Origin of the sequence: Pararhizobium antarcticum, assembly GCF_001885585.1 — a bacterium.
GTDB lineage: Bacteria > Pseudomonadota > Alphaproteobacteria > Rhizobiales > Rhizobiaceae > Pararhizobium > Pararhizobium antarcticum.
Genome location: NZ_LSRP01000035.1, coordinates 39,838 through 61,829, shown reverse-complemented (window position 1 = coordinate 61,829; position 21,992 = coordinate 39,838). Strand labels below are relative to the sequence as shown.

General features: G+C 60.3%; 17 protein-coding genes and 2 tRNA genes. 2 read left to right on the top strand and 17 right to left on the bottom strand.

Annotation, left to right across the window (positions count from 1 at the left end; translation table 11 throughout):
- Window positions 1-46: 46 nt before the first annotated feature.
- The 12 genes from nuoH to AX760_RS03815 form a co-directional block, all read right to left on the bottom strand.
- Window positions 47-1,090 carry an NADH-quinone oxidoreductase subunit NuoH gene (gene nuoH / locus AX760_RS03870; RefSeq protein WP_071831637.1) on the bottom strand — a complete coding sequence of 348 codons (1,044 nt, stop codon included), beginning with the start codon at window positions 1,088-1,090 and terminating at the stop codon, window positions 47-49.
- A 20-nt stretch (window positions 1,091-1,110) separates the two neighbouring features.
- Complete coding sequence (gene nuoG / locus AX760_RS03865; protein ID WP_071831635.1) at window positions 1,111-3,192, bottom strand: NADH-quinone oxidoreductase subunit NuoG; 2,082 nt, start codon at window positions 3,190-3,192, stop codon at window positions 1,111-1,113.
- A gap of 112 nt (window positions 3,193-3,304) precedes the next feature.
- On the bottom strand, window positions 3,305-3,889 hold the full coding sequence (locus AX760_RS03860) for a hypothetical protein (protein WP_071831633.1): 585 nt from the start codon (window positions 3,887-3,889) through the stop codon (window positions 3,305-3,307).
- A gap of 4 nt (window positions 3,890-3,893) precedes the next feature.
- Window positions 3,894-5,198: an NADH-quinone oxidoreductase subunit NuoF gene (nuoF, locus tag AX760_RS03855; protein WP_071831630.1), complete on the bottom strand. Its 1,305-nt coding sequence runs from the start codon at window positions 5,196-5,198 to the stop codon at window positions 3,894-3,896.
- Between the two features lie 11 nt (window positions 5,199-5,209).
- Window positions 5,210-6,346, bottom strand: a complete 1,137-nt coding sequence (locus tag AX760_RS03850; RefSeq protein WP_071831627.1) for an NADH-quinone oxidoreductase subunit E — start codon at window positions 6,344-6,346, stop codon at window positions 5,210-5,212.
- A gap of 15 nt (window positions 6,347-6,361) precedes the next feature.
- Window positions 6,362-6,628: a hypothetical protein gene (locus AX760_RS03845; protein WP_071831625.1), complete on the bottom strand. Its 267-nt coding sequence runs from the start codon at window positions 6,626-6,628 to the stop codon at window positions 6,362-6,364.
- Window positions 6,628-7,818 carry an NADH-quinone oxidoreductase subunit D gene (locus tag AX760_RS03840; protein ID WP_071831623.1) on the bottom strand — a complete coding sequence of 397 codons (1,191 nt, stop codon included), beginning with the start codon at window positions 7,816-7,818 and terminating at the stop codon, window positions 6,628-6,630. Before AX760_RS03840 ends, AX760_RS03845 begins: the two co-directional genes overlap by 1 nt.
- Before the next feature lie 73 nt (window positions 7,819-7,891).
- Window positions 7,892-8,263: a four helix bundle protein gene (locus AX760_RS03835; protein ID WP_071831621.1), complete on the bottom strand. Its 372-nt coding sequence runs from the start codon at window positions 8,261-8,263 to the stop codon at window positions 7,892-7,894.
- A gap of 41 nt (window positions 8,264-8,304) precedes the next feature.
- On the bottom strand, window positions 8,305-8,910 hold the full coding sequence (locus AX760_RS03830; protein ID WP_071831618.1) for an NADH-quinone oxidoreductase subunit C: 606 nt from the start codon (window positions 8,908-8,910) through the stop codon (window positions 8,305-8,307).
- A gap of 18 nt (window positions 8,911-8,928) precedes the next feature.
- Complete coding sequence (locus AX760_RS03825; protein ID WP_071831615.1) at window positions 8,929-9,504, bottom strand: NuoB/complex I 20 kDa subunit family protein; 576 nt, start codon at window positions 9,502-9,504, stop codon at window positions 8,929-8,931.
- The gene (locus AX760_RS03820) at window positions 9,495-9,860 is read right to left on the bottom strand and encodes an NADH-quinone oxidoreductase subunit A (protein ID WP_071831612.1); all 366 of its coding nucleotides are present in this window, start codon (window positions 9,858-9,860) and stop codon (window positions 9,495-9,497) included. Before AX760_RS03820 ends, AX760_RS03825 begins: the two co-directional genes overlap by 10 nt.
- 338 nt (window positions 9,861-10,198) lie before the next feature.
- A tRNA-Asp gene (locus AX760_RS03815) sits at window positions 10,199-10,275 on the bottom strand.
- A gap of 462 nt (window positions 10,276-10,737) precedes the next feature.
- Here AX760_RS03815 and AX760_RS03810 point away from each other — a divergent pair.
- Window positions 10,738-10,813, top strand: a tRNA-Val gene (locus AX760_RS03810).
- A 90-nt stretch (window positions 10,814-10,903) separates the two neighbouring features.
- Here AX760_RS03810 and AX760_RS03805 read toward each other — a convergent pair.
- Together AX760_RS03805 and AX760_RS03800 are read right to left on the bottom strand one after the other, a co-directional pair.
- Window positions 10,904-14,380, bottom strand: coding sequence for an ATP-binding protein (locus AX760_RS03805; protein WP_071831609.1), 3,477 nt, complete (start codon window positions 14,378-14,380; stop codon window positions 10,904-10,906).
- Window positions 14,380-15,660, bottom strand: coding sequence for a metallophosphoesterase family protein (locus AX760_RS03800; RefSeq protein WP_071831607.1), 1,281 nt, complete (start codon window positions 15,658-15,660; stop codon window positions 14,380-14,382). Before AX760_RS03800 ends, AX760_RS03805 begins: the two co-directional genes overlap by 1 nt.
- Before the next feature lie 216 nt (window positions 15,661-15,876).
- Here AX760_RS03800 and AX760_RS03795 point away from each other — a divergent pair, with 216 nt between their 5' ends.
- On the top strand, window positions 15,877-16,350 hold the full coding sequence (locus AX760_RS03795) for a MarR family winged helix-turn-helix transcriptional regulator (RefSeq protein ID WP_071831605.1): 474 nt from the start codon (window positions 15,877-15,879) through the stop codon (window positions 16,348-16,350).
- A 98-nt stretch (window positions 16,351-16,448) separates the two neighbouring features.
- On the opposite strand, the gene AX760_RS03790 is transcribed toward AX760_RS03795, so the two are convergent.
- From AX760_RS03790 to lon, 3 genes are all read right to left on the bottom strand, one after another.
- A complete protein-coding gene (locus AX760_RS03790; RefSeq protein WP_071831603.1) occupies window positions 16,449-18,644 on the bottom strand; it encodes an esterase-like activity of phytase family protein in 2,196 nt (731 codons plus the stop codon).
- Window positions 18,645-18,818: 174 nt separating this feature from the next.
- Window positions 18,819-19,091: a DNA-binding protein HupB gene (gene hupB / locus AX760_RS03785; RefSeq protein WP_071831602.1), complete on the bottom strand. Its 273-nt coding sequence runs from the start codon at window positions 19,089-19,091 to the stop codon at window positions 18,819-18,821.
- A gap of 221 nt (window positions 19,092-19,312) precedes the next feature.
- Window positions 19,313-21,733, bottom strand: a complete 2,421-nt coding sequence (lon, locus tag AX760_RS03780; RefSeq protein ID WP_071831600.1) for an endopeptidase La — start codon at window positions 21,731-21,733, stop codon at window positions 19,313-19,315.
- Between the last annotated feature and the right edge of the window lie 259 nt (window positions 21,734-21,992).

The following is a 21,992-nucleotide window of genomic DNA, read 5'->3' as shown; positions in this document are numbered from 1 at the left end:
CCAGCCTGGGAGAAGCCGGCAAAACCCTTTGAACTATGCATAGACATCATGCCCATCCCATCAGCTTCAGCGTGAAGGCGACGATCACGACCATGGCGAGCGACAGGGGCAGGAAGACCTTCCAGCCGAGACGCATCAACTGGTCGTAGCGGTAGCGCGGAACGAAGGCCTTGACCATGGCGAACATGAAGAACACGAAGGATGCCTTGAGCAGGAACCAGATGATCCCCGGAACCCAGTTGAGGAACCAGACATCCACAGGCGGCAGCCAGCCCCCCATGAACAGGATGGTCGTCAGCGAGCACATCAGAACGATCGCCGCATATTCACCCAGCATCAGCATCATGTATGGCGCCGAGCTGTATTCGACCATGTAGCCGGCAACCAGTTCGGATTCGGCCTCGGGCAGATCGAACGGCGGACGGTTGGTCTCAGCCAGCGCCGAGATGAAGAAGATGATGAACATCGGAAACAGCGAAATCCAGTGCCAGTCGAGGAAGGACGGTGGCAGGCCAAGACGCGTTCCCAGACCATCCTGCTGCGCAATGACGATATCGCTGAGGTTCAGGGATCCCACGCAAAGCAGCACGGTGACGATGACGAAGCCGATCGAGACTTCGTAGGACACCATCTGCGCCGCCGAACGAAGCGCCCCGAGAAACGGGTATTTCGAGTTCGACGCCCAGCCGGCCATGATGATGCCGTAGACTTCGAGTGAAGATATCGCAAACACGTAGAGGATGCCGACGTTGATGTTGGCAATCATCCAGCCATTGTTGAGCGGAATGACGGCCCATGTCGCAAGCGCCAGCGTCACCGAAACGAGCGGCGCCAGAAGGAAGATGGCCTTGTTTGCACCGGCCGGAATGACCGGTTCCTTGAAGACGAACTTCAGGAGGTCGGCAAAGGACTGGAACAGGCCGAACGGACCAACGACGTTGGGTCCGCGACGCAACTGGACTGCTGCCCAGATCTTGCGGTCTGCCAGCAGGAAGAAGGCTATGAAAATCAGGAGCGCGACCAGAAGCAGAAGCGACTGGCCGATCATGATGGCCGCTGGCCAGACATAGGTCGAAATGAAGGCGTCCATTGTGTCTTATTCCCTCGCGCTCATTCCGCCGCAGCTTTGAAATTGTTGCGTGCCAAAGCCGAGCATTCGGCCATGACGGCAGAGGCGCGTGCTATCGGGTTCGTCAAATAGAAGTCTTTGACCGGAGACGCAAACGCCGATTTCGTCATCTCACCGGCTTTTTGCGCAAGTGCGGCAATTTCACCGCTTTCGCCCATAAGGATACCGTCGATATCGGCGAAATGCGGATAGTCCGCATACATTTTCCGGCGCAAGTCCGCGAGCGAATCAAATGGCAGCTTCTTGCCCAGCACATCGGACAGCGCCCGCAGGATGGCCCAGTCTTCGCGCGCATCGCCCGGCGCAAAGCCGGCACGGTTGCCCATCTGAACCCGACCCTCGGTGTTGACCCAGGTTCCGGATTTTTCGGTATAGGCCGCACCCGGCAGAATGACGTCGGCGCCATGGGCACCCTCGTCGCCATGCGAGCCGATATAGACGGTGAAGCCGGCGATCCTGCCGGAGAAATCCATCTCGTCGGCGCCCAGCAGGAACAGAACATCCGTTGCGGTCAGCATTTCTGCCGCCGTCTTGCCGCCCTCGCCCGGTACAAAACCGAGGTCGAGACCGCCGACGCGGCTTGCGGCCGTGTGCAACACGGCAAAGCCGTTAAAGTCTTCCGTCACGGCACTCACAGCACCGGCAAGCTTGGCAGCAGCCGCGAGCACGGATGCACCGTTGCCACCGGAGATCGCGCCCTGGCCGATGATGATCATCGGACGTTTCGCATTCATCAGGACATCCAGGAACTTGCCCCTGCCCGCGACCAGCTCGGCCAGCGAATCGGTTCCGGCGCCGAGATAGTCGTAATCGTAACGAAGCTCGCCCGGCTCGCCGATGACGCCGATCGGGAAGTTCGCCATGCGGAAACGCTTGCGGATACGCGCGTTCAGCACCGAGGCTTCAAAGCGCGGGTTGGATCCGATAATCAGCAGCGCATCGGCATTCTCTATGCCCTGGATCGTCGGGTTGAAGAGATAGCTGGTGCGGCCAAGTGCCGGATCGAGCGCCGTTCCATCCTGCCGGCAATCCAGGTTCTTCGAACCGAGCGAGACCATCAGTTGCTTGAGGGCGTACATTTCCTCGACGGAGGCGAGATCACCGGCGATCGCACCGATCCGGTCGGCGCTGGTCCTGGCGACCGCAGCCTTGATCGCGGCAAACGCCTCGTTCCAGCTGGCAGCCTGCAGGCGACCGTCCTTCTTCACATAGGGGCGGTCGAGACGCTGGGTCTTCAGGCCATCCCAGATGAACCGGGTCTTGTCGGAAATCCACTCTTCGTTGATGTCCTCGTTGACCCGCGGCATGACGCGCATGACTTCGCGACCACGGGTATCGACGCGGATCGCCGAGCCCAGCGCGTCCATTACGTCGATCGATTCGGTCTTGCCAAGTTCCCAGGGACGCGCGTTGAAGGCGTAAGGCTTGGACGTCAAGGCACCGACCGGGCAGAGATCGACGACATTGCCCTGCAGTTCCGAGGTCATTGCCTGTTCGAGATAGGTGGTGATCTCGGCATCTTCACCCCGACCGATCAGGCCGAGTTCGGCAATGCCGGCGACTTCGGTGGTGAAGCGGACGCAGCGCGTGCAGTGGATGCAGCGGTTCATCACGGTCTTGACCAGCGGACCGATATACTTGTCTTCGACGGCCCGCTTGTTTTCATTGTAGCGGGTCGAATCGACGCCAAACGCCATGGCCTGGTCCTGCAGGTCGCATTCGCCACCCTGGTCGCAGATCGGGCAATCCAGCGGATGGTTGATCAGAAGGAATTCCATGACGCCTTCACGGGCCTTCTTGACCATCGGTGTGGTCGTGAAGACTTCCGGCGCTTCGCCGTTTGGTCCGGGACGCAGGTCGCGCACGCCCATGGCGCAGGAGGCAGCCGGCTTCGGCGGCCCACCCTTCACCTCGATCAGACACATGCGACAATTGCCGGCAACCGACAGCCGCTCATGGAAACAAAAGCGCGGAACTTCGGCGCCGGCTTCCTCGCATGCCTGCAGCAGCGTGAAGTGATCCGGGACCTCGATCTCTTTTCCGTCGACTTTCAGCTTTGCCATCTTCGCACTCAATCCTGTCTGGTGTTCGCCGTCCCGGAGGCGACGAACCGATATTATTAGGCAAACCAACCTTTTGGCACGACGCCCACGAACGGACATCGTCAATTCACTCTCAGGCCTTCATCAAGGCCCTTGCCTGCGCGACCCACTCGTCCCGTCCGACCCGCCCGGAAAATCCGAGCTGCTCGTCGACACGTTGTGCGTCCTTTGCCGTCCAGCGGGCAATATCGGCATATTGCCGGATGCCCATGCCGTTCAGAACCTGCTCCAGCTTCGGACCGATGCCCGAAATCCGCTTCAGGTCGTCGGCCCGCGTCTTTACGATGCGGGCGGCGCGCGGTCGCTTTGGCGCCTTGGCCTCGACAACCGGTGATTCGACCGGTGCCAAAGACTCTGGCGTTACAGCATCCACAGGCACCAGCGGCGTTTCGGATTGCGGCGCAGACTTCTGCGTCGCGTCGACAAAACCCTGCATCGCCCCGAGCATGAAACCGGCCATCTGGCTGGTCATACCCAGACCGACAGCGGTTGCCGCGACAACGGCGGCTGTCGGATTGGCCATCAGCGGATGCAGCGAAGCGCCCGGCATCCATTGCGCCAGACCGAACGGATCGCGCCCGGCGTCAACCGACGCGGATGCAGTGCCGGAGGATCCAGTCTGCTTGTCCGCACCCTTATGATCCACCGGCCGCACCATCCGTTTACTCCGCCGCTTCCAGAACCGCACCATGCGATGAGGAATTGCGCGTATACTCGTCGATGCGCGCCTCCATCTCCGGGCGGAAATTGCGGATCAGGCCCTGGATCGGCCAGGCGGCTGCGTCGCCGAGCGCGCAGATCGTGTGGCCTTCCACCTGTTTCGAGACGTCGAACAGCATGTCGATCTCGCGCTTCTGGGCGCGGCCCTGAACCATGCGCTCCATCACGCGCATCATCCAGCCCGTGCCTTCGCGGCACGGCGTGCACTGGCCGCAGCTCTCGTGCTTGTAGAAAGCCGAGAGGCGCCAGATCGCCTTGATGATGTCGGTCGACTTGTCCATGACAATCACCGCGGCGGTTCCGAAGGACGACTTCACGTCGCGCATGCCGTCGAAATCCATCGGCGCGTCGAGGATGTTCGCGCCCGTGACAACCGGGCAGGACGAACCGCCGGGGATAACGGCCAGAAGATTGTCAAAGCCGCCGCGAACGCCGCCGCAATGCTTTTCGATCAATTCCCGGAACGGGATGCCCATGGCTTCCTCGACCGTGCACGGCTTGTTGACATGGCCGGAAACCATGAACAGCTTGGTGCCGACATTGTTCGGGCGACCGATGGCCGAGAACCAGCCGGCGCCGCGGCGCAGAATGGTCGGGGCAACGGCGATCGATTCGACATTGTTGACGGTCGTCGGGCAGCCGTAGAGGCCCATGTTCGCCGGGAATGGAGGCTTGAGGCGCGGCTGGCCCTTCTTGCCTTCGAGGCTTTCCAGAAGGGCGGTTTCTTCGCCGCAGATATAGGCGCCGGCGCCGTGATGGACAAAGATCTCCATGTCCCAGCCGCACTTGTTGTTCACGCCGAGAAGACCGGCGTCATAACATTCGTCGATCGCCGCCTGCAGCGCCTCACGCTCGCGCATGTATTCGCCACGCACATAGATATAGGCGACATGGGCGCCCATGGCGAAGGAGGCGATGACGCAACCCTCGATCAGCGTGTGCGGATCGTGCCGCATGATGTCACGGTCCTTGCAGGTGCCAGGCTCGGACTCGTCGGCGTTGACGACCAGATAATGTGGCCGGCCATCGCTTTCCTTCGGCATGAACGACCATTTGAGACCGGTCGGGAAGCCGGCGCCACCGCGACCGCGCAGGCCCGACGCCTTCATCTCGTTGATGATCCAGTCACGACCCTTTTCGAGGATCTGCTTGGTGCCATCCCAATGGCCACGGCTCATCACACCCTTCAGCGACTTGTCATGAAGGCCGTAGATGTTGTTGAAAATGCGATCTTTATCGTCCAGCATGGTTCACCTGTCTATCGCGGCTTCTTGCCGAAAACCCGGATGTATTCGGCTTCGCCGCCCTTGGCCAGCGCCTCTGCCTGTCTGACCCAGTCGTCGCGGTCGATCCGGCCCTTGAAATTCAGGTAGCCGTCGACCCAGTCGCGTTGGGCCTTCGTCCAGCCGGCGACCTGCGTGAACGTAAAGATACCGAGTTCATGCAGGATGGCCTCGATCTTTGGACCGACACCGGAAACGAGCTTCAGATCGTCCGAAGCGGCGGGCTTTGCGATTCCGGCAGGACGGTCCTTGTCGTCGAGCGACGGCTTCACGGCCGCAGCCTTGGCAGGCGCCTTCTCGACGATCCCGGTGTCCTTGTTGTCGCCTTCGACCTTGGCATTGGCCGCAGAAGCAGCCTTCGCAGTGGCCGGTGTTTTCAAGGTCGGATCGGTCTCGGCGGCATCCGTCTTCACACGACCGGCGTTTGCCGGTGGCACGGAGGCCTCATCCGAGTTGGCCGGTGTCGGTTCTGCGTCCGTCACCTGGTTGCGCTGGCGCACATAAGGAGAAGACAGCGTCGTTACGCCGCCGACCGGCGCCGAGAAGATGCGGTCGATCTGTGGGCCGGGCTTGATGTCTGCGCCCTTGCCTGCGTCGAACCGGTCGATGATGTAATCGAGTTGCGGAACGGTCAGGTCCTCGTAGCTATCCTTGAAAATCATCACCATCGGCGCGTTGACGCAGGCGCCTTGACACTCGACCTCTTCCCAGGACAGCGTGCCGCTCTCGTTCGGGGTCAGCGGCTCTGGATGAATGCGCTTCTTGCACAGCTTGATCAACTCTTCCGAGCCGCGCAGCATGCAGGGCGTGGTGCCGCAGACCTGAACATGGGCGCGCGTGCCGACCGGCTTCAGCTGGAACTGCGTATAGAAGGTCGCAACTTCGAGCACGCGGATATAGGCCATGCCGAGCATGTCGGCGACACTCTCGATCGCCGCCTTGGTTACCCAGCCATCCTGCTCCTGCGCCCGCATCAAAAGCGGGATCACGGCGGACTGCTGGCGGCCTTCCGGGTATTTCCTGATTGTTGCCTCAGCCCAGGCCACATTCTCGCCCCTGAAGGCAAAGCTCTGTGGCTGGACATTTTCCTCGGCTAGTCGACGAACGGACATTCTTCCCGCACCTTATCAGTTAATCGAACCGCACCGCGATTTCGTCAGGGTGACGAATTCGCAGGCAAAGGCTGACTTGTCTTTCTGCAAAAATACAATGTAGCGCGCGCCATTCGGCACCGCTGCCTTGATCTCGTAGCCCTTGGCGAGAAGGCTGCTCATGCTGCCGCCGGACGTGGCGCTTGCTGTATCCCGCACACCAGTCTCGTCATTCGTTTCCTGCGCCACTGCGGGGCAGGAAACAAGCGACAGACCCAGGACTGCAGCAGCAAGACGACGCATCAGCGATCCACCTCACCGAAAACGATATCGAGCGAGCCCAGCACCGCGGATACGTCGGCAAGCTGGTGGCCGCGACAGATATAATCCATTGCCTGGAGATGCGCATAACCCGGTGCCTTGATCTTGCAGCGGTAGGGCTTGTTGGAGCCATCCGACACCAGATAGACGCCGAACTCGCCCTTCGGCGCCTCGACGGCTGCGTAAACCTCGCCCTCGGGCACGTGATAGCCTTCGGTGTAGAGCTTGAAATGGTGGATCAGCGCTTCCATCGAGCGCTTCATCTCGCCGCGCTTCGGCGGCACGATCTTTCCGTCAAGCGACGAAATCGGACCGATCTTGGCGTCGCCCAGCAGGCGATCAACGCACTGGCGCATGATTTTTGCCGATTCGCGCATCTCGATCATGCGGATCAGGTAACGGTCGAAGCAGTCGCCGTTCTTGCCGATCGGGATGTCGAAATCGAGGTCTGCATAACATTCATAAGGCTGCGACTTGCGCAGGTCCCAGGCCGCGCCCGAACCGCGCACCATGACACCGGAAAACCCCCAGGCCCAGGCGTCGTCGAGCGTGACAACGCCGATATCGACGTTGCGCTGCTTGAAGATGCGGTTGCCCGTCAAAAGCTCGTCGATATCATCCACGGTCTTCAGGAACGGATCGATCCACTTGCCGATGTCTTCGACCAGTTCATGCGGCAGATCCTGATGCACGCCGCCGGGTCGGATATAGGCCGAATGCATGCGCGCGCCGCAGGCCCGCTCGTAGAACACCATCAGCTTTTCGCGTTCTTCGAAGCCCCAGAGCGGCGGCGTCAGCGCGCCGACGTCCATCGCCTGCGTCGTCACGTTCAGCAAATGCGACAGGATCCGGCCGATCTCGGAATACAGCACGCGGATCAACTGACTGCGAATCGGCACTTCCGTCTTCGTGAGCTTCTCGACGGCCATCGCGAATGCATGTTCCTGATTCATCGGCGCGACATAGTCGAGCCGATCGAAATAGGGCACCGCCTGCAGATAGGTCTTCGTCTCGATCAGCTTTTCCGTGCCGCGATGCAGAAGGCCGATATGCGGATCGACGCGCTCGACAATTTCACCGTCGAGCTCGAGAACCAGACGCAAAACGCCATGCGCCGCCGGATGCTGCGGTCCGAAATTGATGTTGAAATTGCGGACGTTGTGTTCGTTCATTTGCTACGCGCTCCGCGCTTGCAGGGGTTAGCCAATAGGAAATAGGCAGTAGGAATTGGAAGCTTCTTTACTCTCATTTTTTTCCGTCCTGCAAATTTCGAATTAACGCCCTGAGCATTCTTCCGATTTCATCACTCTTCATCAAAACAACATCTGCCTTCACAGCATCCAGCAAACCCACGCGTGCCGAAAGTATCAAATGCGTCTCAAGCTCTTTTAGCGAACCCTGGGCGATTTTGAGATGTTGCACATAGTTTCCGGTGCCATCCCGTCCGTGCCCCTCCGCAATGTTCGCTGGAACCGATGCTGCCGCACGGCGAATTTGCGAGGTAAGTCCGTACGCTTCTTCCCTGGGGAAATCCTTCGTGATCTCATAACAGGCCACCGCGAGATCCATTCCCCGCTGCCATACTATGAGATCCTTGTAGGAATTTATCGTCCCCATTTCCTTCTCTATTGGCTACTGCCTACTGGCTAACGCCTTAACTACTGCGCTTTCGCCTTTTCATCGCCCGGCAGAACGTAGTCTGTTCCTTCCCAGGGCGACGTGAAGTCGAAGTTGCGGAATTCCTGTTTCAGTTCGACCGGCTCATAGACCACGCGCTTTGCTTCATCATCATAGCGAACCTCGACGAAACCCGTCGTCGGGAAGTCCTTGCGGAGCGGATAGCCTTCGAAACCATAGTCAGTCAGGATTCGGCGCAGGTCCGGGTGGCCGGTAAACAGGATGCCGTACATGTCGTAGGCTTCCCGCTCAAACCAGTCGGCACCGGGATAGACGGCCGTTGCCGACGGGACCGGCTGGTCCTCGTTGGTTGCCACCTTGATACGGATGCGCAGGTTCTGCTTCGGTGACATCAGGTGATAGACAACATCGAAACGATCGACCCGCTGCGGCCAGTCGACACCACAGATATCGGTGAAATTGATGAAACCGCAGCGCGTGTCATCGCGCAGGAAGGTCAGCAGCGGAATGATGTTCTCGACCGTCGAAATCAGCGTCAGTTCGCCGAAACTCATGACGCTCTTAGAGACCAGCGGACCCCGTGTCTCGGTGATATAGGTGGCAAGCTCGTTCAGGGCTTCGCTCATTGATCAGGTCCCCTGCCCTTACCGTTCGATCGTGCCGGTGCGGCGAATTTTCTTCTGCAGCAGGAGCACGCCGTAAAGCAGTGCTTCTGCCGTGGGAGGACAGCCCGGCACGTAGATGTCGACAGGCACGATGCGATCGCAGCCGCGCACCACCGAATAGGAATAGTGATAATAGCCGCCGCCATTGGCGCAGGAGCCCATGGAGATCACGTAGCGCGGCTCCGGCATCTGGTCGTAGACCTTGCGCAGCGCCGGCGCCATCTTGTTGGTCAGCGTACCCGCGACAATCATCACGTCGGACTGGCGCGGTGAGGCGCGCGGCGCAAAGCCGAAACGCTCGGCGTCGTAGCGCGGCATCGACATCTGCATCATTTCCACGGCGCAACAGGCCAGACCAAAGGTCATCCACATCAGCGAGCCGGTGCGCGCCCAGTTGATCAGCTCATCCGTAGACGTGACAAGAAAGCCCTTGTCGGCGAGTTCGTTGTTGATCTCGCCGAAAAACGCGTCGTTGCTGCCAACCGGCTTGCCGGTCGAGGGATCGAGGATGCCCGTGGACGCCTGCGCAACGAGCGGTGTGGTTGCTACTCCCATTCGAGTGCTCCCTTCTTCCATTCATAAATGAAGCCGATGGTGAGAACGCCGAGGAACACCATCATCGACCACAAACCGAACCAGCCGATTTCCGAGAAGGCCACAGCCCAGGGAAAAAGGAAGGCCACTTCCAGATCGAAGATGATGAACAGGATCGCCACGAGATAGAATCGAATGTCAAACTTCATGCGCGCGTCGTCGAAAGCATTGAAGCCGCACTCATAGGCCGAAAGCTTTTCGGAATCGGGCGCCTTGAACGCGATCGCGAACGGCGCGACCAGAAGCGCAAGGCCGATAACAAGAGCAATAGCGATGAAAATCGCGATCGGGAGATAGGAACCGAGAAGGTCTGTCATTGTGTCCGTCCCTGCCCGCAAGGGGCGCAGAAGAGCGCCGAAACCGAAGCCATGCAAGCCGAAAAATATGTTGCAACGCCAAAGTGGTTAGCGCAGCCAGCGTCGGCGCGCAACCCTTGAAGCGGCTTTTCAACCCGTTCCTTCGCGGGAATGAAATGCCTGTAAAAGCTAGCATCTCCGACCCGCAGGCGCAAACGCCTTAAAACGATTGAAAACACCCGCGGATGCAGGGCAGAAGCGCGCAGGACGCACAGCTTGCCGTAACCGGGACATAAGGTCGCAATGCGCAATGTGCGCATTTTCGACCATGTCTATGGAGGAGATAAGAAGAAGAAAAATGGCGCGAGTGACGGGGCTCGAACCCGCGACCTCCGGCGTGACAGGCCGGCACTCTAACCAACTGAGCTACACCCGCGCATTTTTCTAAAAGACCACCCTGAGGCGTCTTCCGTATCGAACCAGCGTGTTGCGCCGTTCGATGAGCGGCTGATTAAGGGGTTAAATCGGGAGTGTCAAGCGCGTTAAAAACAAAATCATGACATTTCTAAAATTCTTTCCCGCAAGTCCCGCAAATGCAGGCATTGGCTGTCAGAAGTTTTTTCCGGCAACGCGCCCTTATCCACAGGACTTGCCCCATGCGCCTAGATTTCAATGACTTGCGCTGAGAATCGAAAGCAACACGATCTGCATTCTGTCGGCCGTCGCGTGTGTGCATGCCCCTCTGGGCTTTTGGAACGGGCTCGGTGCAATGGCCTGTGGGGGGCATGTCCAGCCTGCAGGGGCGTTGCTGCGTGCCTGTCAAAAAAAATCGAAAAATCTTTGCGTTCGCTCTTGCGGTTTCATCGAGATACGCATAGATCACAGCCACCAACACGGGGGGCGATTAGCTCAGTTGGTAGAGCGCCTCGTTTACACCGAGGATGTCGGCGGTTCGAGTCCGTCATCGCCCACCATTTTTCTCCTTAAATTCCCCCATCCCTGTTTTGTTCACCCGGAGACGGTGCACTTGCGCTTAAATAGCGCTGTACGCGCTGGAATCGCTGTCAAAGCGTATGGATTGTCGCGTCCGGGCAGGCACGCCTCGCGAGATCGCACAGATGCTGGTGATGGGTCAGATAGATCACCTGTCCGACCTTGGCCATATCCGCCATCAGCCCGAAGGCATGTTCGGCGCGCCCATCATCGAATGTCTCCATGATATCGTCGGCGATGAAAGGCAGGCTTTCGCGCGTCGCGGCAACTTCATGATAGCCGGCCATGCGCAGCGCCAGATAGAGCTGGAATTGCGTTCCCTTGGACAGTGTGTGGTCGCCAACGACCTTGGAAGCGCCGCTTGCGGCATTGGCAATCAGGAACTCCTTGCCATTCTCGCTCTGCGTCGAGAGGCCCGCATATTCGCCGCCGCTGATCCGGTTGAACGCGGCGGAGGCGCGCTGCATCATCGCACTGCGATGGCGCTCGCGGTAGAGCCTCAGCGCCATTTCAGTGGAAAGTATGCCGGCCCGCAGGCGCAGGTACGTCATCGCCTTTTCCTCGATATCGAGAAGGATCGTGCGCCGCTGCTCGTCCAGATGCGCAGCCCGATCGTCACCGCCGATGGTCGCGAGCGCCTTTTCCGCCTCGCGACGTTCGGCATGGGCGTCCGCCGCATCGCGGTCGCACTCCTCCAGACGTGATTCGAGCGTCACAACGTCCCGCTCAAGCTCGCCGATATCCACGGCGGCAAGGATCGATTCAGCCTGCTCGGTCGTTGCGACCTTCAGCCGGGTCAAGAGATCGCGGCCCGTCTCGTCGATTCGCGCACGCAGTCGGTCGCGTGCCTTCACTGCCTCCAGCCGGATATCGACCTCCCCCAGCGTCTCGCAGCCGAAAAACGCGAGCATGTCCTGCTTAGCCGCATCATGGCTGGCCTGATCGTCAACCAGACCCTGGCGCTCGCGCTGCTTTTCGGCGCTTTCGTCGGCAAGCCTCGTCAGCAAGGTCTGATTGTCGCGGAGGGCAGACAGACGGACCTTTGCCTCGACAAAGGCCGCCAAAGGATCCGCGGCTGCGATCTCCATCTGCGTGGCGATCCCGTCGACAGAGGCGCAAAAGGCCGTCTGGTCGCGGCGCATGCCGTCGATACGATGGTCGAGATCGGACTTACGCTGCAGGAGTTTGTCGAGATCCTGAAGGACGGCGAGCACGGGGCCAATCTCGGAAGCCGCGACCTGCCGGTCCTGACCGCCAAGCCAGGTCTGCGCCGTGGAGTCCGCCCAATCATGCGTCCAGTTGCCCATAGCGTCTTCGGCTGCGGCCAGCGCCTCGCTGCGGGCCTCAAGCGCCCGCGTCGTTCGCTCCACGGCCGCCGCGGCTGCGTCTTTTCGGCTGCGAAGCGCCTGGATCCGCACCACAAGCGCATCGGCAAAGAGGATGGCATCGTCCAGACTGTCCGGCGCATCCTCGGCGCCGAGCTGATTGAGCTGGAGTGCGAGCCGGCGGCGCAAGTCCTGTTCGTCATCGACGGCCGCTTCCAGCTCGCGCTGGGCGGCGCGCAATTCGGTTCTGGCGTCGAGCACGGAAAGACGCTTTGCCAACCAGGTCTCCAGTTGCGCCACGGACGTCGCGTCGGGCAGGCCGCAAAGGCTGGCAGCAGCGGCAAGCGTTGCGACAAGCGCCTCAAGTGCGGTGCGGTTTTCGAGCGCCTGCACCTCAAACAGCGCCAGCCGCGCCTTACGCTCGGCAAGCGTCAGCGACAGCCCGCGCGCTTGCGCCAGACGCTCCGATTGCGCCAGCCGCAAGGCGGACGCTTCGTCATCGCGCTTCATGGCGCTTTCGAAGAAGGCCGCGGACGGGCGGTCGAAGTTCTCAAGGTGCCGGCTCCACGCCTCGTCGCGCGCCGCGCGCAGAACTAGAGCATCCTCGTCGCCGGCAAAACCGCCCAGCCGTGTCAGTTCGTCCAGCCGGCCGCTTTCGGCTGCCATCCCGGTGCGTTCGTCGGCGATTCGCTCCAGCAGGCGTGTGCCCGCCCCCTCAAGCGCGGCGAGACGGCGTTTCCACTCCTCCACGTCGACAGCAACCGGGACCGGCATGTGCACGAGGTCATCGGCGCTCCCCGAAAACGGCGAAAGCGCTGCAAGGCGCTCGTCGAGCTGGTCCTCCAGCCCCGCGATCTGCCGACGAGCAGCCTTCTGCCGCCGGATGCAGTCATCCTGACGAGCGAGCCGCAACAGGTCGGCAAGACTGGACGGATCGGTTTCGATATCGCCTTCGTCATCATCGCTTAGCCTGGCCTGCGCCGCGACCGCCTCGCCGTTATCCTGCCTCGCCTGTTGAAGCTCCGATCGTGCGCCCGAAAGTTTTTCCGCAAGCCCGGAATGCCGCTGCGCCAGATCCTGGAGCCGACCGGTGATGGCTGCCGGCAGGACAAGAGCCAAGGGATCCTCGTCCGGATCACGCCCCAGCCGCACCAGAAGGCGGGCGATCTCGCTTTGAGCCCGATCGCGTTCGTCCAGACGCGAGGGCATGTCCTTGAGGGCCGTTCGGTGGCGAGCCTCCAGATCGGATTGTTCGAGATCGCGGATCAGCGGTTCTGCGGCGAGCACGGCTGCGTCGATGACGACACCGTCGCGTTCGGCCTCGCGGCGACGGACATCCGTTTCGATTTGCGCCAGGCGCGTCGACAGCTCGACATCCCGCTGTAAAAGTTGCGGCAACAGGGCATGCCAGGCCGACGGCGGATCGCGATCGTCGTCGCCGATCGCCAGTTCACTGCGCAGGCTCCGCAAACGCTCCAGAAGCGCCAGCCCGCCGATCTTGTCGCGGGCAAATTCCAAAGCAAGCCGCGCATCGGTTCGTGCTTCCGAGGCCTTGCCATGTCGCTCGGCGGCCATATCACGGGCCTTGCGCAGCATCGCATAGTCGCGCGCATTGGTGTCGATCGCGGCCTTCTCGTCCTTCAGCGCCTCCAGCTCGGCCTTGCGTTCACCCAGATGGTGTTTCTGTCCCCTTGGTTTGTAAAAACTCTCCGCCTCCCCCTTGAGGGCAGACAGGATCGCATTGCTGTCAGGCATGCCAGAGCTGGCGGAAAACAGCAGCGTGCCGAGTTCACCCTCGCTTTTCAGGATGCTCTCTCCCCCCTTCTCGATGCTGTCATCGTCGAGCGAGAACATCATCTTGTAGGTGGTGCGGTCGATCGAGCCGAGCGCGCCGGAGAACAGATTGTCCGGCAAGGTCTGCTCGTCGGCGCCAAGCAGCGTGTTCTGCTTGCGCTTCACCCGGTAGGCCTCGTGCAGCCGCCCGCCGGCCTCGATCTCACCACCGACGCGCATGGTCGGATAGGGATGGAGAAAACCGTAGCCGCTCAGATGCTCGATGCCGAACAGGAAATCGAGAAAGGCCGAGAACAGCGTCGACTTTCCGGCCTCGTTCGGTCCGTAGACAACGTGCAGATCGGGGCTTCCCGGCTTTGCCAGCCCGAAATCGAGGCTGCGCCCGGTGAATTTGCCGTAGCGAACGAGATCAAGCCGGTTGAGCCGCATCAGCGCAGCCCCTCCGCTTGGGACGTTCCATGCAGACGGGCCAGCACGTCATCGCTCCCCTCGCGCCCGACGCGCGTCAGCAATGCCTCGATCGCCGCCTCGTCCTTCTCCAGTCGCTCGCGCACTTCCCGTGGCAACTGGGCCATCAGTTCCTTCACTGTCTCGCCGATCTGCTGGCGAAAGGAAAACGACGAGAGCACATCGGCACGCACGAGATCCGCCACCTCCTCGACCGGGTCGGGGCCGCCGCGCGCCGTTTCGGTCCCGGGCGCGGCGCAGGACACCTCGACCTTTTCAATCCAGCAACCGGGATGGCCCGCCGCCAGATTTGTGATTTCCGCCTGCAGGAATTCGGGATCGCGCCTCAGCTTCCAGGCCAGCGGTGTCGTGCCAACCAGATGCAGGCGCAGGATCAGTTGTTCTGCCCCGGTCGCCTGTCGGATCGCGGCGATTGCCTGGCCCGCTGCCTCGATCATCAACGGCCATTCCGCAAGGTCGCTCAGGTCGATCGTCAAGCGTTCGAACACGGCCTGCCCGATGGCGCGTTCCTCGGCCGTCAGTTGGCCATCATCGGTGACGCTCACCAGCGTGACGGTCTTGCCGCCCGCTTCATTGATGTCCCTGCCCTGCGGCATGCCGGGCATCACGATCAACGGCTTGAGACTGTGCACCTGTCGCTGGTGCACATGTCCAAGCGCCCAGTAGTCGAACCCGTGTCGTGCAAGCTCGGCGACGCTGCAGGGCGCGTAGGGGTCATGGCCCGGCGCACCGGCAAGGCTCGTGTGCAACATGCCGATGTTGACCGCATCGACGACCGGCGCCTGAAAGGACGACAGCAGGCTGTCCGGCGCATGCGGATTGTCGAAGCCGACGCCGTGGATATAGACCTCGCGCCCGCTGTCGAGGATTTTTGCCAGCATGGGTTTCACGCGGCCGGAAAAGAGATGCACGTTGGCAGGCAGCGTCAGCTCTTTCTTGATGGTCGACTGCGAATCGTGATTGCCGCGAATGAGGAACACCCGGATACCGGCCTGCTCCAGACGGCGAAGCTCGCCGGAAAGATAAAGCGCGGTGTTCATCGAGGTCTGCGATCCGTCATAGAGATCGCCGGCCACCAGAAGCGCATCCACTGCCTCGGCAAGACAGAGATCGACGATCGCCTCCAGCGCCTTGCGGGTCGCGCCGCGCACAAGCTCGGCAAGCTCCGGGTTTTTCAGGGCCAGGCTGCGCAGCGGCGAATCGAGATGGAGATCGGCGGTATGGACAAAACGAAAGGGCATGGCTGAACATGACCCGCCCGGCGGCTTTGCGTCAATGGCAGGTGACGGTGTGGGGGATGCTATGCAGGCCTTTCCGCCGACAAGTGCGTCCGAAGACCGGGATGGCGCGTTTTGGCTGCAATCAGGCAGAAATTTATTGACATTGAGAAGAATGTCATAGCAACAACGGTGTTACCGCCGTTTGACATGGCCCCTCACAATATCCATATCGTGGTAATGAAAAGCACATTTGACGTTTCAGACAAACTCTTTGAGCTTTACCATCGGGTTCACCGATTGGTGAACGAATCCATGACGGAAGAGGGTGTTTCGCTGGCGCGCAGCAAGTTTCTTTTCTTCCTGAGCAAGCTTGGTCCCTGCCGGTCGACCGATATTGCCTGTGCCCTGAATTTCGCCCCGCGCACCGTGACCGAGGCCATTGATGGCCTGGAGCGCGACAAGCTGGTGGAGCGCAAGCCCGACCCGGAAGATCGCCGGGCAAAGATCGTCTCGATTACTGACGTGGGCCGCGTGGTGCTGGAGGCAGCCGAACATCCGCGCAAGCAGTTGATCGAGGAAATCTTCTCGGCGCTTGACGACGAGCAGCTCGACCAGATGTACGACATCGTCAGCCGCCTGGTCGTCAAGGCGGACGAAATCCGCAAGCGCAAGGAAGACGCCGAGCTGACGCCGGCCGAGGCCGCGCAGTAGTCATGGACGGCTCGGGAGCCGGAAAGCAATTCAATGAAAGAGGCCGGGCATAACGCCCGGCCTCTTTCGTTTGGAGATAGGGCAATGTCTTGCGACGCTTACATGGCGTCCATATTGCCGATCGGGAAGAACAGTGTCTCGCCGGAGGAGTCGTCGACCCCGTCATTGTCGGTCACGACATAGCCGATACCGGCCGCATCGATCGCAAAGCCCTCGACCTTGTCAACGACATAACCGCCGGTTTTCTTCAGGTCGGGGAGAAGGTCACGCACCTCTTCCTTCTTGACCACCGGCAGATCGGCGCCCAGTTTGGCGGGCTTCAGCTCGGCAAGGGCGACGCGATAGATCTTTTTCAGTCGCGCGGCATCCCCAATCAGGTTGTCACGCTCGATGACATAGGCATGGTCGCCGTGAACCGTGATTTCGGAAAGTCCGACCCAGCCCTCTTGCGTCTTTTCGAGCGGGTAGCGCACGGCACCCCATTCCTTGGACGACGGCTTGTAGGAAACGAGCTTGACGAAGCCCTTCTCGTCATCCTTCCATTCGCGCTGCACCGCCATCCACAGTGTCATGTCATCGCCTTCGCCAACGCTGGTGATGCCTTCGAAGCCGAAGCGGATTTCATGGGCACGCATCTCTTCGGGAATGGCGATTTCCGCCTTGATCGCGCCCTTGGCGTTCACATGCAGGATGGCATGGCTATAGAGCTTGTCGGCATTGCCTTCGGATGCCAGCCAGAAGCCGCCTTCGCCATCCTCCGTGATGCCTTCGATATCGAGTTTCTGCGCAGGCTGGCCGTCACGGGTGATGGCAAGGGCCTCCGTAACCATCGCAGGCTTCTGTGTGGCGTCGATCGTGAAGATGCGTGGCTGCGAAGCGTAGACCGAATCGTTGACCGCATGCAGCATGCCGGGCTGGTCCTTGATCGCCGACAGTCCGGACAAGGCGCCGAAGCCCAGCGGAATGCCGTCCGTCTGCGCGGAGACAATCTGCGGATAGGCCACTTCGCCTTCGGCACGCTCGTAAATCATGACGTGCGAGCGCGCGCCGCCGTCTTCGACGAGATCGACTTCATTGGCGGTTGCAAGCAGGTTGCGGGCAGGAATGGCAACAGCGCCTTCCGGCGAAATGCCCGAGGGCAGCAGTTGCAGGAGTTCCGGGTCTGCGCCGGTGTCCTTGTAAACGCCGACGACCGATGCGCGTTCGGCCAGAACGAAGAACAGCTTGTCTTCTCCGAATGTCGCAGCTTCGAGGCCTTCAGGCTCGACACCCTTGGCGGCGGAGCGCTTTTCCGGGTAATGGCCGATCGCGGCCACGGCATGCTCAAAGCTCGATCCCGATTCGAACAGGACCTTGCCCGCCTTGTCAAAAATGGTGAAACCGCGCGAGCCGCCTTCATAGTCGCCTTCATTGGCAATAACGAGGCGGTTGTCATCGAGCCATTTTACGGCGTCCGGCTCACGCTTGACGGCATCGAGATCCGTCGTGAAGGACAACGCGCCATCACGCTTGGAATCGACTGCCTTCAGATCGACAGTACCGGCCGAGAAGTGCGCCTTCACGGTTGCGGTCGCCGCGTCGATGATGACGATGGTGTTGTTTTCCTGCAGCGTCAGCGCGATTTCGCCGAGACCGTTGAAAGCCACGAATTCCGGCTCCGGATCGTCGCCGGCAATATCGGCAAGCCCGGTCAAGCTGACATGCTTGATCGAAGCGCAATCGGGAGAACCATCCTTCAGCGAAACGATGACGAGATCGCCGGCCGGCAATTGCGGCATCTGCCCGTCGTTCAGATCCTCGTCGCGCTCATTTTCAATGGCGATTGCAGCAAAGAGTCCATCCTTGCTGACGCCAACGGAATCGGGTTGCCCGCCGATATCGCAGGTCGCATCGACCTTGCGCGAGGCGACGTCGACCGTCGCAAGAACGCCGGAAGGCTTGACGAAGCTTTCGCTTGTATTGACACCGACCAGCACCTTTGCGCCGACAGCCGCAACCGATGTCGGCTCGCCGTCAAACGCGACGATGCCGCCTGCCTTGGGGGCCTTGGCGTCGGTGATGTCGATGAAGCCGATCGCATTCAGCGGGCTGTCGGAATAGATCAGCGTCATACCATCCGGCGTGGCCGTGATGATTTCGGCAGAGGTGACCGACTTCTGGTCTTTATCGGACGGCAGGTTGCCGGCAACCGCGAAGGACGCAACGCGGTTGAAAACGGGCTCGGCCTGCGCCGGTGAAACGGTGGATGCGGCAAGCGCTGTGAGCAATGCCGCCGAAATGGAAATCGTCTTCATGAGATAGCCCCTCCGGAACGTTTGGAACGATGGTGGGGTTTTGGTCCGGCTTTGTAACAGGCGAATGACAGGCCACAGCCAAACGCAAAGAGGCCCGGGAAAACCCGGGCCTCCGTACAACCTGCGATCCACAAAATGCCAGAAGCATGACGTGCCGCAGATGAAACATGAAACTTAGTTGACAGCGTCCTTCAGACCCTTGCCGGCAGTGAACTTCGGCACGTTGCGTGCCGGAATGTCGACTTCTGCGCCGGTGGACGGGTTACGACCCTTGGATGCTTCGCGGCGGCTGACGGAGAAGTTTCCGAAACCAACGAGACGGACGTCGCCGCCATTCTTCAGTTCTGCCTGGACAACTTCAAAGATAGCATCAACTGCGGAAGATGCGTCGGTCTTGGACAGGCCAGCCTTCTCGGCTACTGCCGACACGAGCTCGTTCTTGTTCATGTTTCCACCCCTTTCATACTGGTTCGACACGAATTAATCTTAAAGCCGGGGGAAGCATACGCATTGCCCTCGCCTTGGCAAACCCAATCGCCCTGAATGCCCGGCAATGCAAGGCTTTGCGTAACGTTTTACATAAAAAAGACCGGCAATTGTGCCGGTCTCCAGTGTTTTCTGTGCCAACGTGATGCGACGACCACAAAACGGCACGTATATGAGCAATTTCAGTGCGCGATCAACGCACCGGCATCATCCGCCGATTCCGATGCGGGAATCGTTGTCGCCTGCTTGGAAGCATCCCATTCGATCGCAACCGGTGCCCGTACCAGCGCGTGCTTCAGCACCTCGCCAATATGGGAGACCGGAATGATCTCCATGTTGTTCTTCACATTGTCCGGAATCTCCGCCAGATCCTTGGCGTTTTCTTCCGGGATCAGCACCTTCTTGATGCCGCCGCGCAGGGCCGCAAGCAGCTTTTCCTTCAGGCCACCGATCGGCAGGACACGGCCGCGCAAGGTGATCTCGCCCGTCATTGCGACGTTCTTGTCGATCGCGATGCCGGTCATGATCGACACAATCGCCGTTGCCATGGCAACACCGGCCGACGGACCATCCTTGGGCGTAGCACCTTCCGGAACGTGCACATGGATGTCGCTCTTGTCGAACAATGGTGGCTCGATGCCGAAGTCGATGGCCCGGCTGCGCACATAGGATGCTGCAGCCGAAATCGATTCCTTCATCACGTCGCGCAAGTTGCCAGTGACCGTCATGCGGCCCTTGCCGGGCATCATGACACCTTCGATCGTCAGCAACTCGCCGCCGACTTCCGTCCAGGCGAGCCCCGTGACCACACCGACCTGATCCTCGCCTTCCGCTTCGCCGTGGCGATAGCGCGGAACACCGAGATAGTCGCTCAGGTTGGCCTTGGTGACCTCGACCGTCTTGGTCTTGCCCTTGATGATCTCGGTCACAGCCTTGCGTGCGACCTTCATCAGTTCGCGTTCAAGACTGCGCACACCGGCTTCGCGGGTGTAGGTCTGGATCGTCACCTCAAGCGCCTCGTCGCTCATCGAAAACTCGGCCGGCTGCAACGCATGGTCGCGGATGGCCTTCGGAAGCAGATGACGCTTGGCGATCTCCTTCTTTTCCTCTTCGGTGTAACCGGCGATGCGGATGATCTCCATGCGGTCCATCAACGGTGCAGGGATGTTCAGCGTGTTCGCGGTGGTGATGAACATCACGTTCGAGAGATCGTATTCGACCTCCAGATAGTGGTCCATGAAGGTCGAGTTCTGTTCCGGATCGAGCACCTCGAGCAGAGCTGACGACGGATCACCCCGGAAGTCCTGGCCCATCTTGTCGATTTCATCGAGCAGGAAGAGCGGGTTGGACTTCTTGGCCTTCTTCATCGACTGGATGACCTTGCCGGGCATCGAGCCGATATAGGTGCGGCGGTGACCGCGGATCTCGGCTTCGTCACGGACGCCGCCGAGCGCCATGCGCACATATTCGCGGCCGGTCGCCTTGGCGATCGACTTGGCGAGCGATGTCTTGCCGACACCCGGAGGACCGACGAGGCACAGGATCGGACCCTTGATCTTGGTCGAGCGGGCCTGCACGGCGAGATATTCGACGATGCGCTCCTTGACCTTGTCGAGACCGAAGTGATCGACTTCCAGCACCTTCTCGGCGTGGTTGAGATCGGTCTTGATCTTCGACTTCTTGTTCCACGGAATGCCCGTCAGCCAGTCCAGATAGTTGCGCACGACGGTGGCTTCCGCCGACATCGGGCTCATCTGGCGCAGCTTCTTCATTTCGGCATCCGCCTTTTCGCGGGCCTCCTTGGAGAGCTTGGCCTTGACGATCTTGTCTTCCAGCTCGGCCATCTCGTCGCGGCCTTCCTCGCCGTCGCCAAGTTCCTTCTGGATCGCCTTCATCTGCTCGTTGAGGTAATACTCGCGCTGGGTCTTTTCCATCTGGCGCTTGACGCGCGAGCGGATGCGCTTTTCCACCTGAAGGACAGAGATCTCGCCTTCCATGAAGCCGAGGGCCTTTTCAAGCCGCATCTTGACGCTCGTCGTCTCCAGCATTTCCTGCTTTTCGACGATCTTGATGGAGAGGTGCGATGCGACCGTATCGGCGAGCTTCGAATAATCCTCGATCTGGCTGGCGGCGCCGACCACTTCGGGGGAAATCTTCTTGTTGAGCTTTACGTAGCTCTCGAATTCCGAGACCACGGACCGGCTCAGCGCCTCGACCTCGACCGGATCGTCTGCGGGTTCCGGCAAGGCATGCGCCATCGCCTCGTAAAACTCCTCGCGGCGCGTATAGCCATCGATCTCGGCCCGGGAGCGGCCTTCCACGAGAACCTTGACCGTACCGTCGGGCAGCTTCAGCAGTTGCAGGACATTGGCGATCGTGCCGATCTGGTAGATGGCCGAAGGCTCGGGGTCGTCGTCGCTGGCATTGATCTGGGTGGCAAGCATGATCTGCTTGTCGGTTCCCATGACCTCTTCCAGCGCACGGATCGACTTTTCACGTCCGACGAAGAGCGGCACGATCATGTGCGGAAACACCACAATATCGCGCAGCGGCAGGACGGGATACGTCGCGCTCTCGATTGTCGAAGACGTTTTGTTCGTCATGTCATTTCCTTTCCGTCCCGTTTCCGGGCCCGTTACCGGCTGCGTTCAAGGCGCCGCCGGCCGTCATTTTTTCCACGATAGAAGTGGAGTGCGCCAACTCAGATTTCAACCCTTCGACCAACACCGGCCATCGCAAACAGAGGGTCTTTGACATATACGGCACCGGACTGTTGCGGACCTTGCCTTGGGGTTAGGCCACGCAGCGTCGCATTTCCGAACACGCGACATAGAATCGTCATATCATCGCGTTCTTGGCCGC

Bases quoted from the DNA above. Each gene is read 5' to 3' on its own strand.
- nuoF (WP_071831630.1), bottom strand. From the start codon at position 5,198: ATGCTGGACGATAAAGATCGCATTTTCAACAACATCTACGGCCTTCAT.
- AX760_RS03825 (WP_071831615.1), bottom strand. From the start codon at position 9,504: ATGGGAGTAGCAACCACACCGCTCGTTGCGCAGGCGTCCACGGGCATC.
- AX760_RS03800 (WP_071831607.1), bottom strand. From the start codon at position 15,660: ATGCCCTTTCGTTTTGTCCATACCGCCGATCTCCATCTCGATTCGCCG.
- AX760_RS03860 (WP_071831633.1), bottom strand. From the start codon at position 3,889: ATGGTGCGGCCGGTGGATCATAAGGGTGCGGACAAGCAGACTGGATCC.
- lon (WP_071831600.1), bottom strand. From the start codon at position 21,733: ATGACGAACAAAACGTCTTCGACAATCGAGAGCGCGACGTATCCCGTC.
- AX760_RS03805 (WP_071831609.1), bottom strand. From the start codon at position 14,380: ATGCGGCTCAACCGGCTTGATCTCGTTCGCTACGGCAAATTCACCGGG.
- AX760_RS03830 (WP_071831618.1), bottom strand. From the start codon at position 8,910: ATGAGCGAAGCCCTGAACGAGCTTGCCACCTATATCACCGAGACACGG.
- AX760_RS03845 (WP_071831625.1), bottom strand. From the start codon at position 6,628: ATGCGTCGTCTTGCTGCTGCAGTCCTGGGTCTGTCGCTTGTTTCCTGC.
- nuoH (WP_071831637.1), bottom strand. From the start codon at position 1,090: ATGGACGCCTTCATTTCGACCTATGTCTGGCCAGCGGCCATCATGATC.
- hupB (WP_071831602.1), bottom strand. From the start codon at position 19,091: ATGAACAAGAACGAGCTCGTGTCGGCAGTAGCCGAGAAGGCTGGCCTG.
- AX760_RS03790 (WP_071831603.1), bottom strand. From the start codon at position 18,644: ATGAAGACGATTTCCATTTCGGCGGCATTGCTCACAGCGCTTGCCGCA.
- nuoG (WP_071831635.1), bottom strand. From the start codon at position 3,192: ATGGCAAAGCTGAAAGTCGACGGAAAAGAGATCGAGGTCCCGGATCAC.
- AX760_RS03795 (WP_071831605.1), top strand. From the start codon at position 15,877: ATGAAAAGCACATTTGACGTTTCAGACAAACTCTTTGAGCTTTACCAT.
- AX760_RS03820 (WP_071831612.1), bottom strand. From the start codon at position 9,860: ATGACAGACCTTCTCGGTTCCTATCTCCCGATCGCGATTTTCATCGCT.
- AX760_RS03835 (WP_071831621.1), bottom strand. From the start codon at position 8,263: ATGGGGACGATAAATTCCTACAAGGATCTCATAGTATGGCAGCGGGGA.
- AX760_RS03850 (WP_071831627.1), bottom strand. From the start codon at position 6,346: ATGTCCGTTCGTCGACTAGCCGAGGAAAATGTCCAGCCACAGAGCTTT.
- AX760_RS03840 (WP_071831623.1), bottom strand. From the start codon at position 7,818: ATGAACGAACACAACGTCCGCAATTTCAACATCAATTTCGGACCGCAG.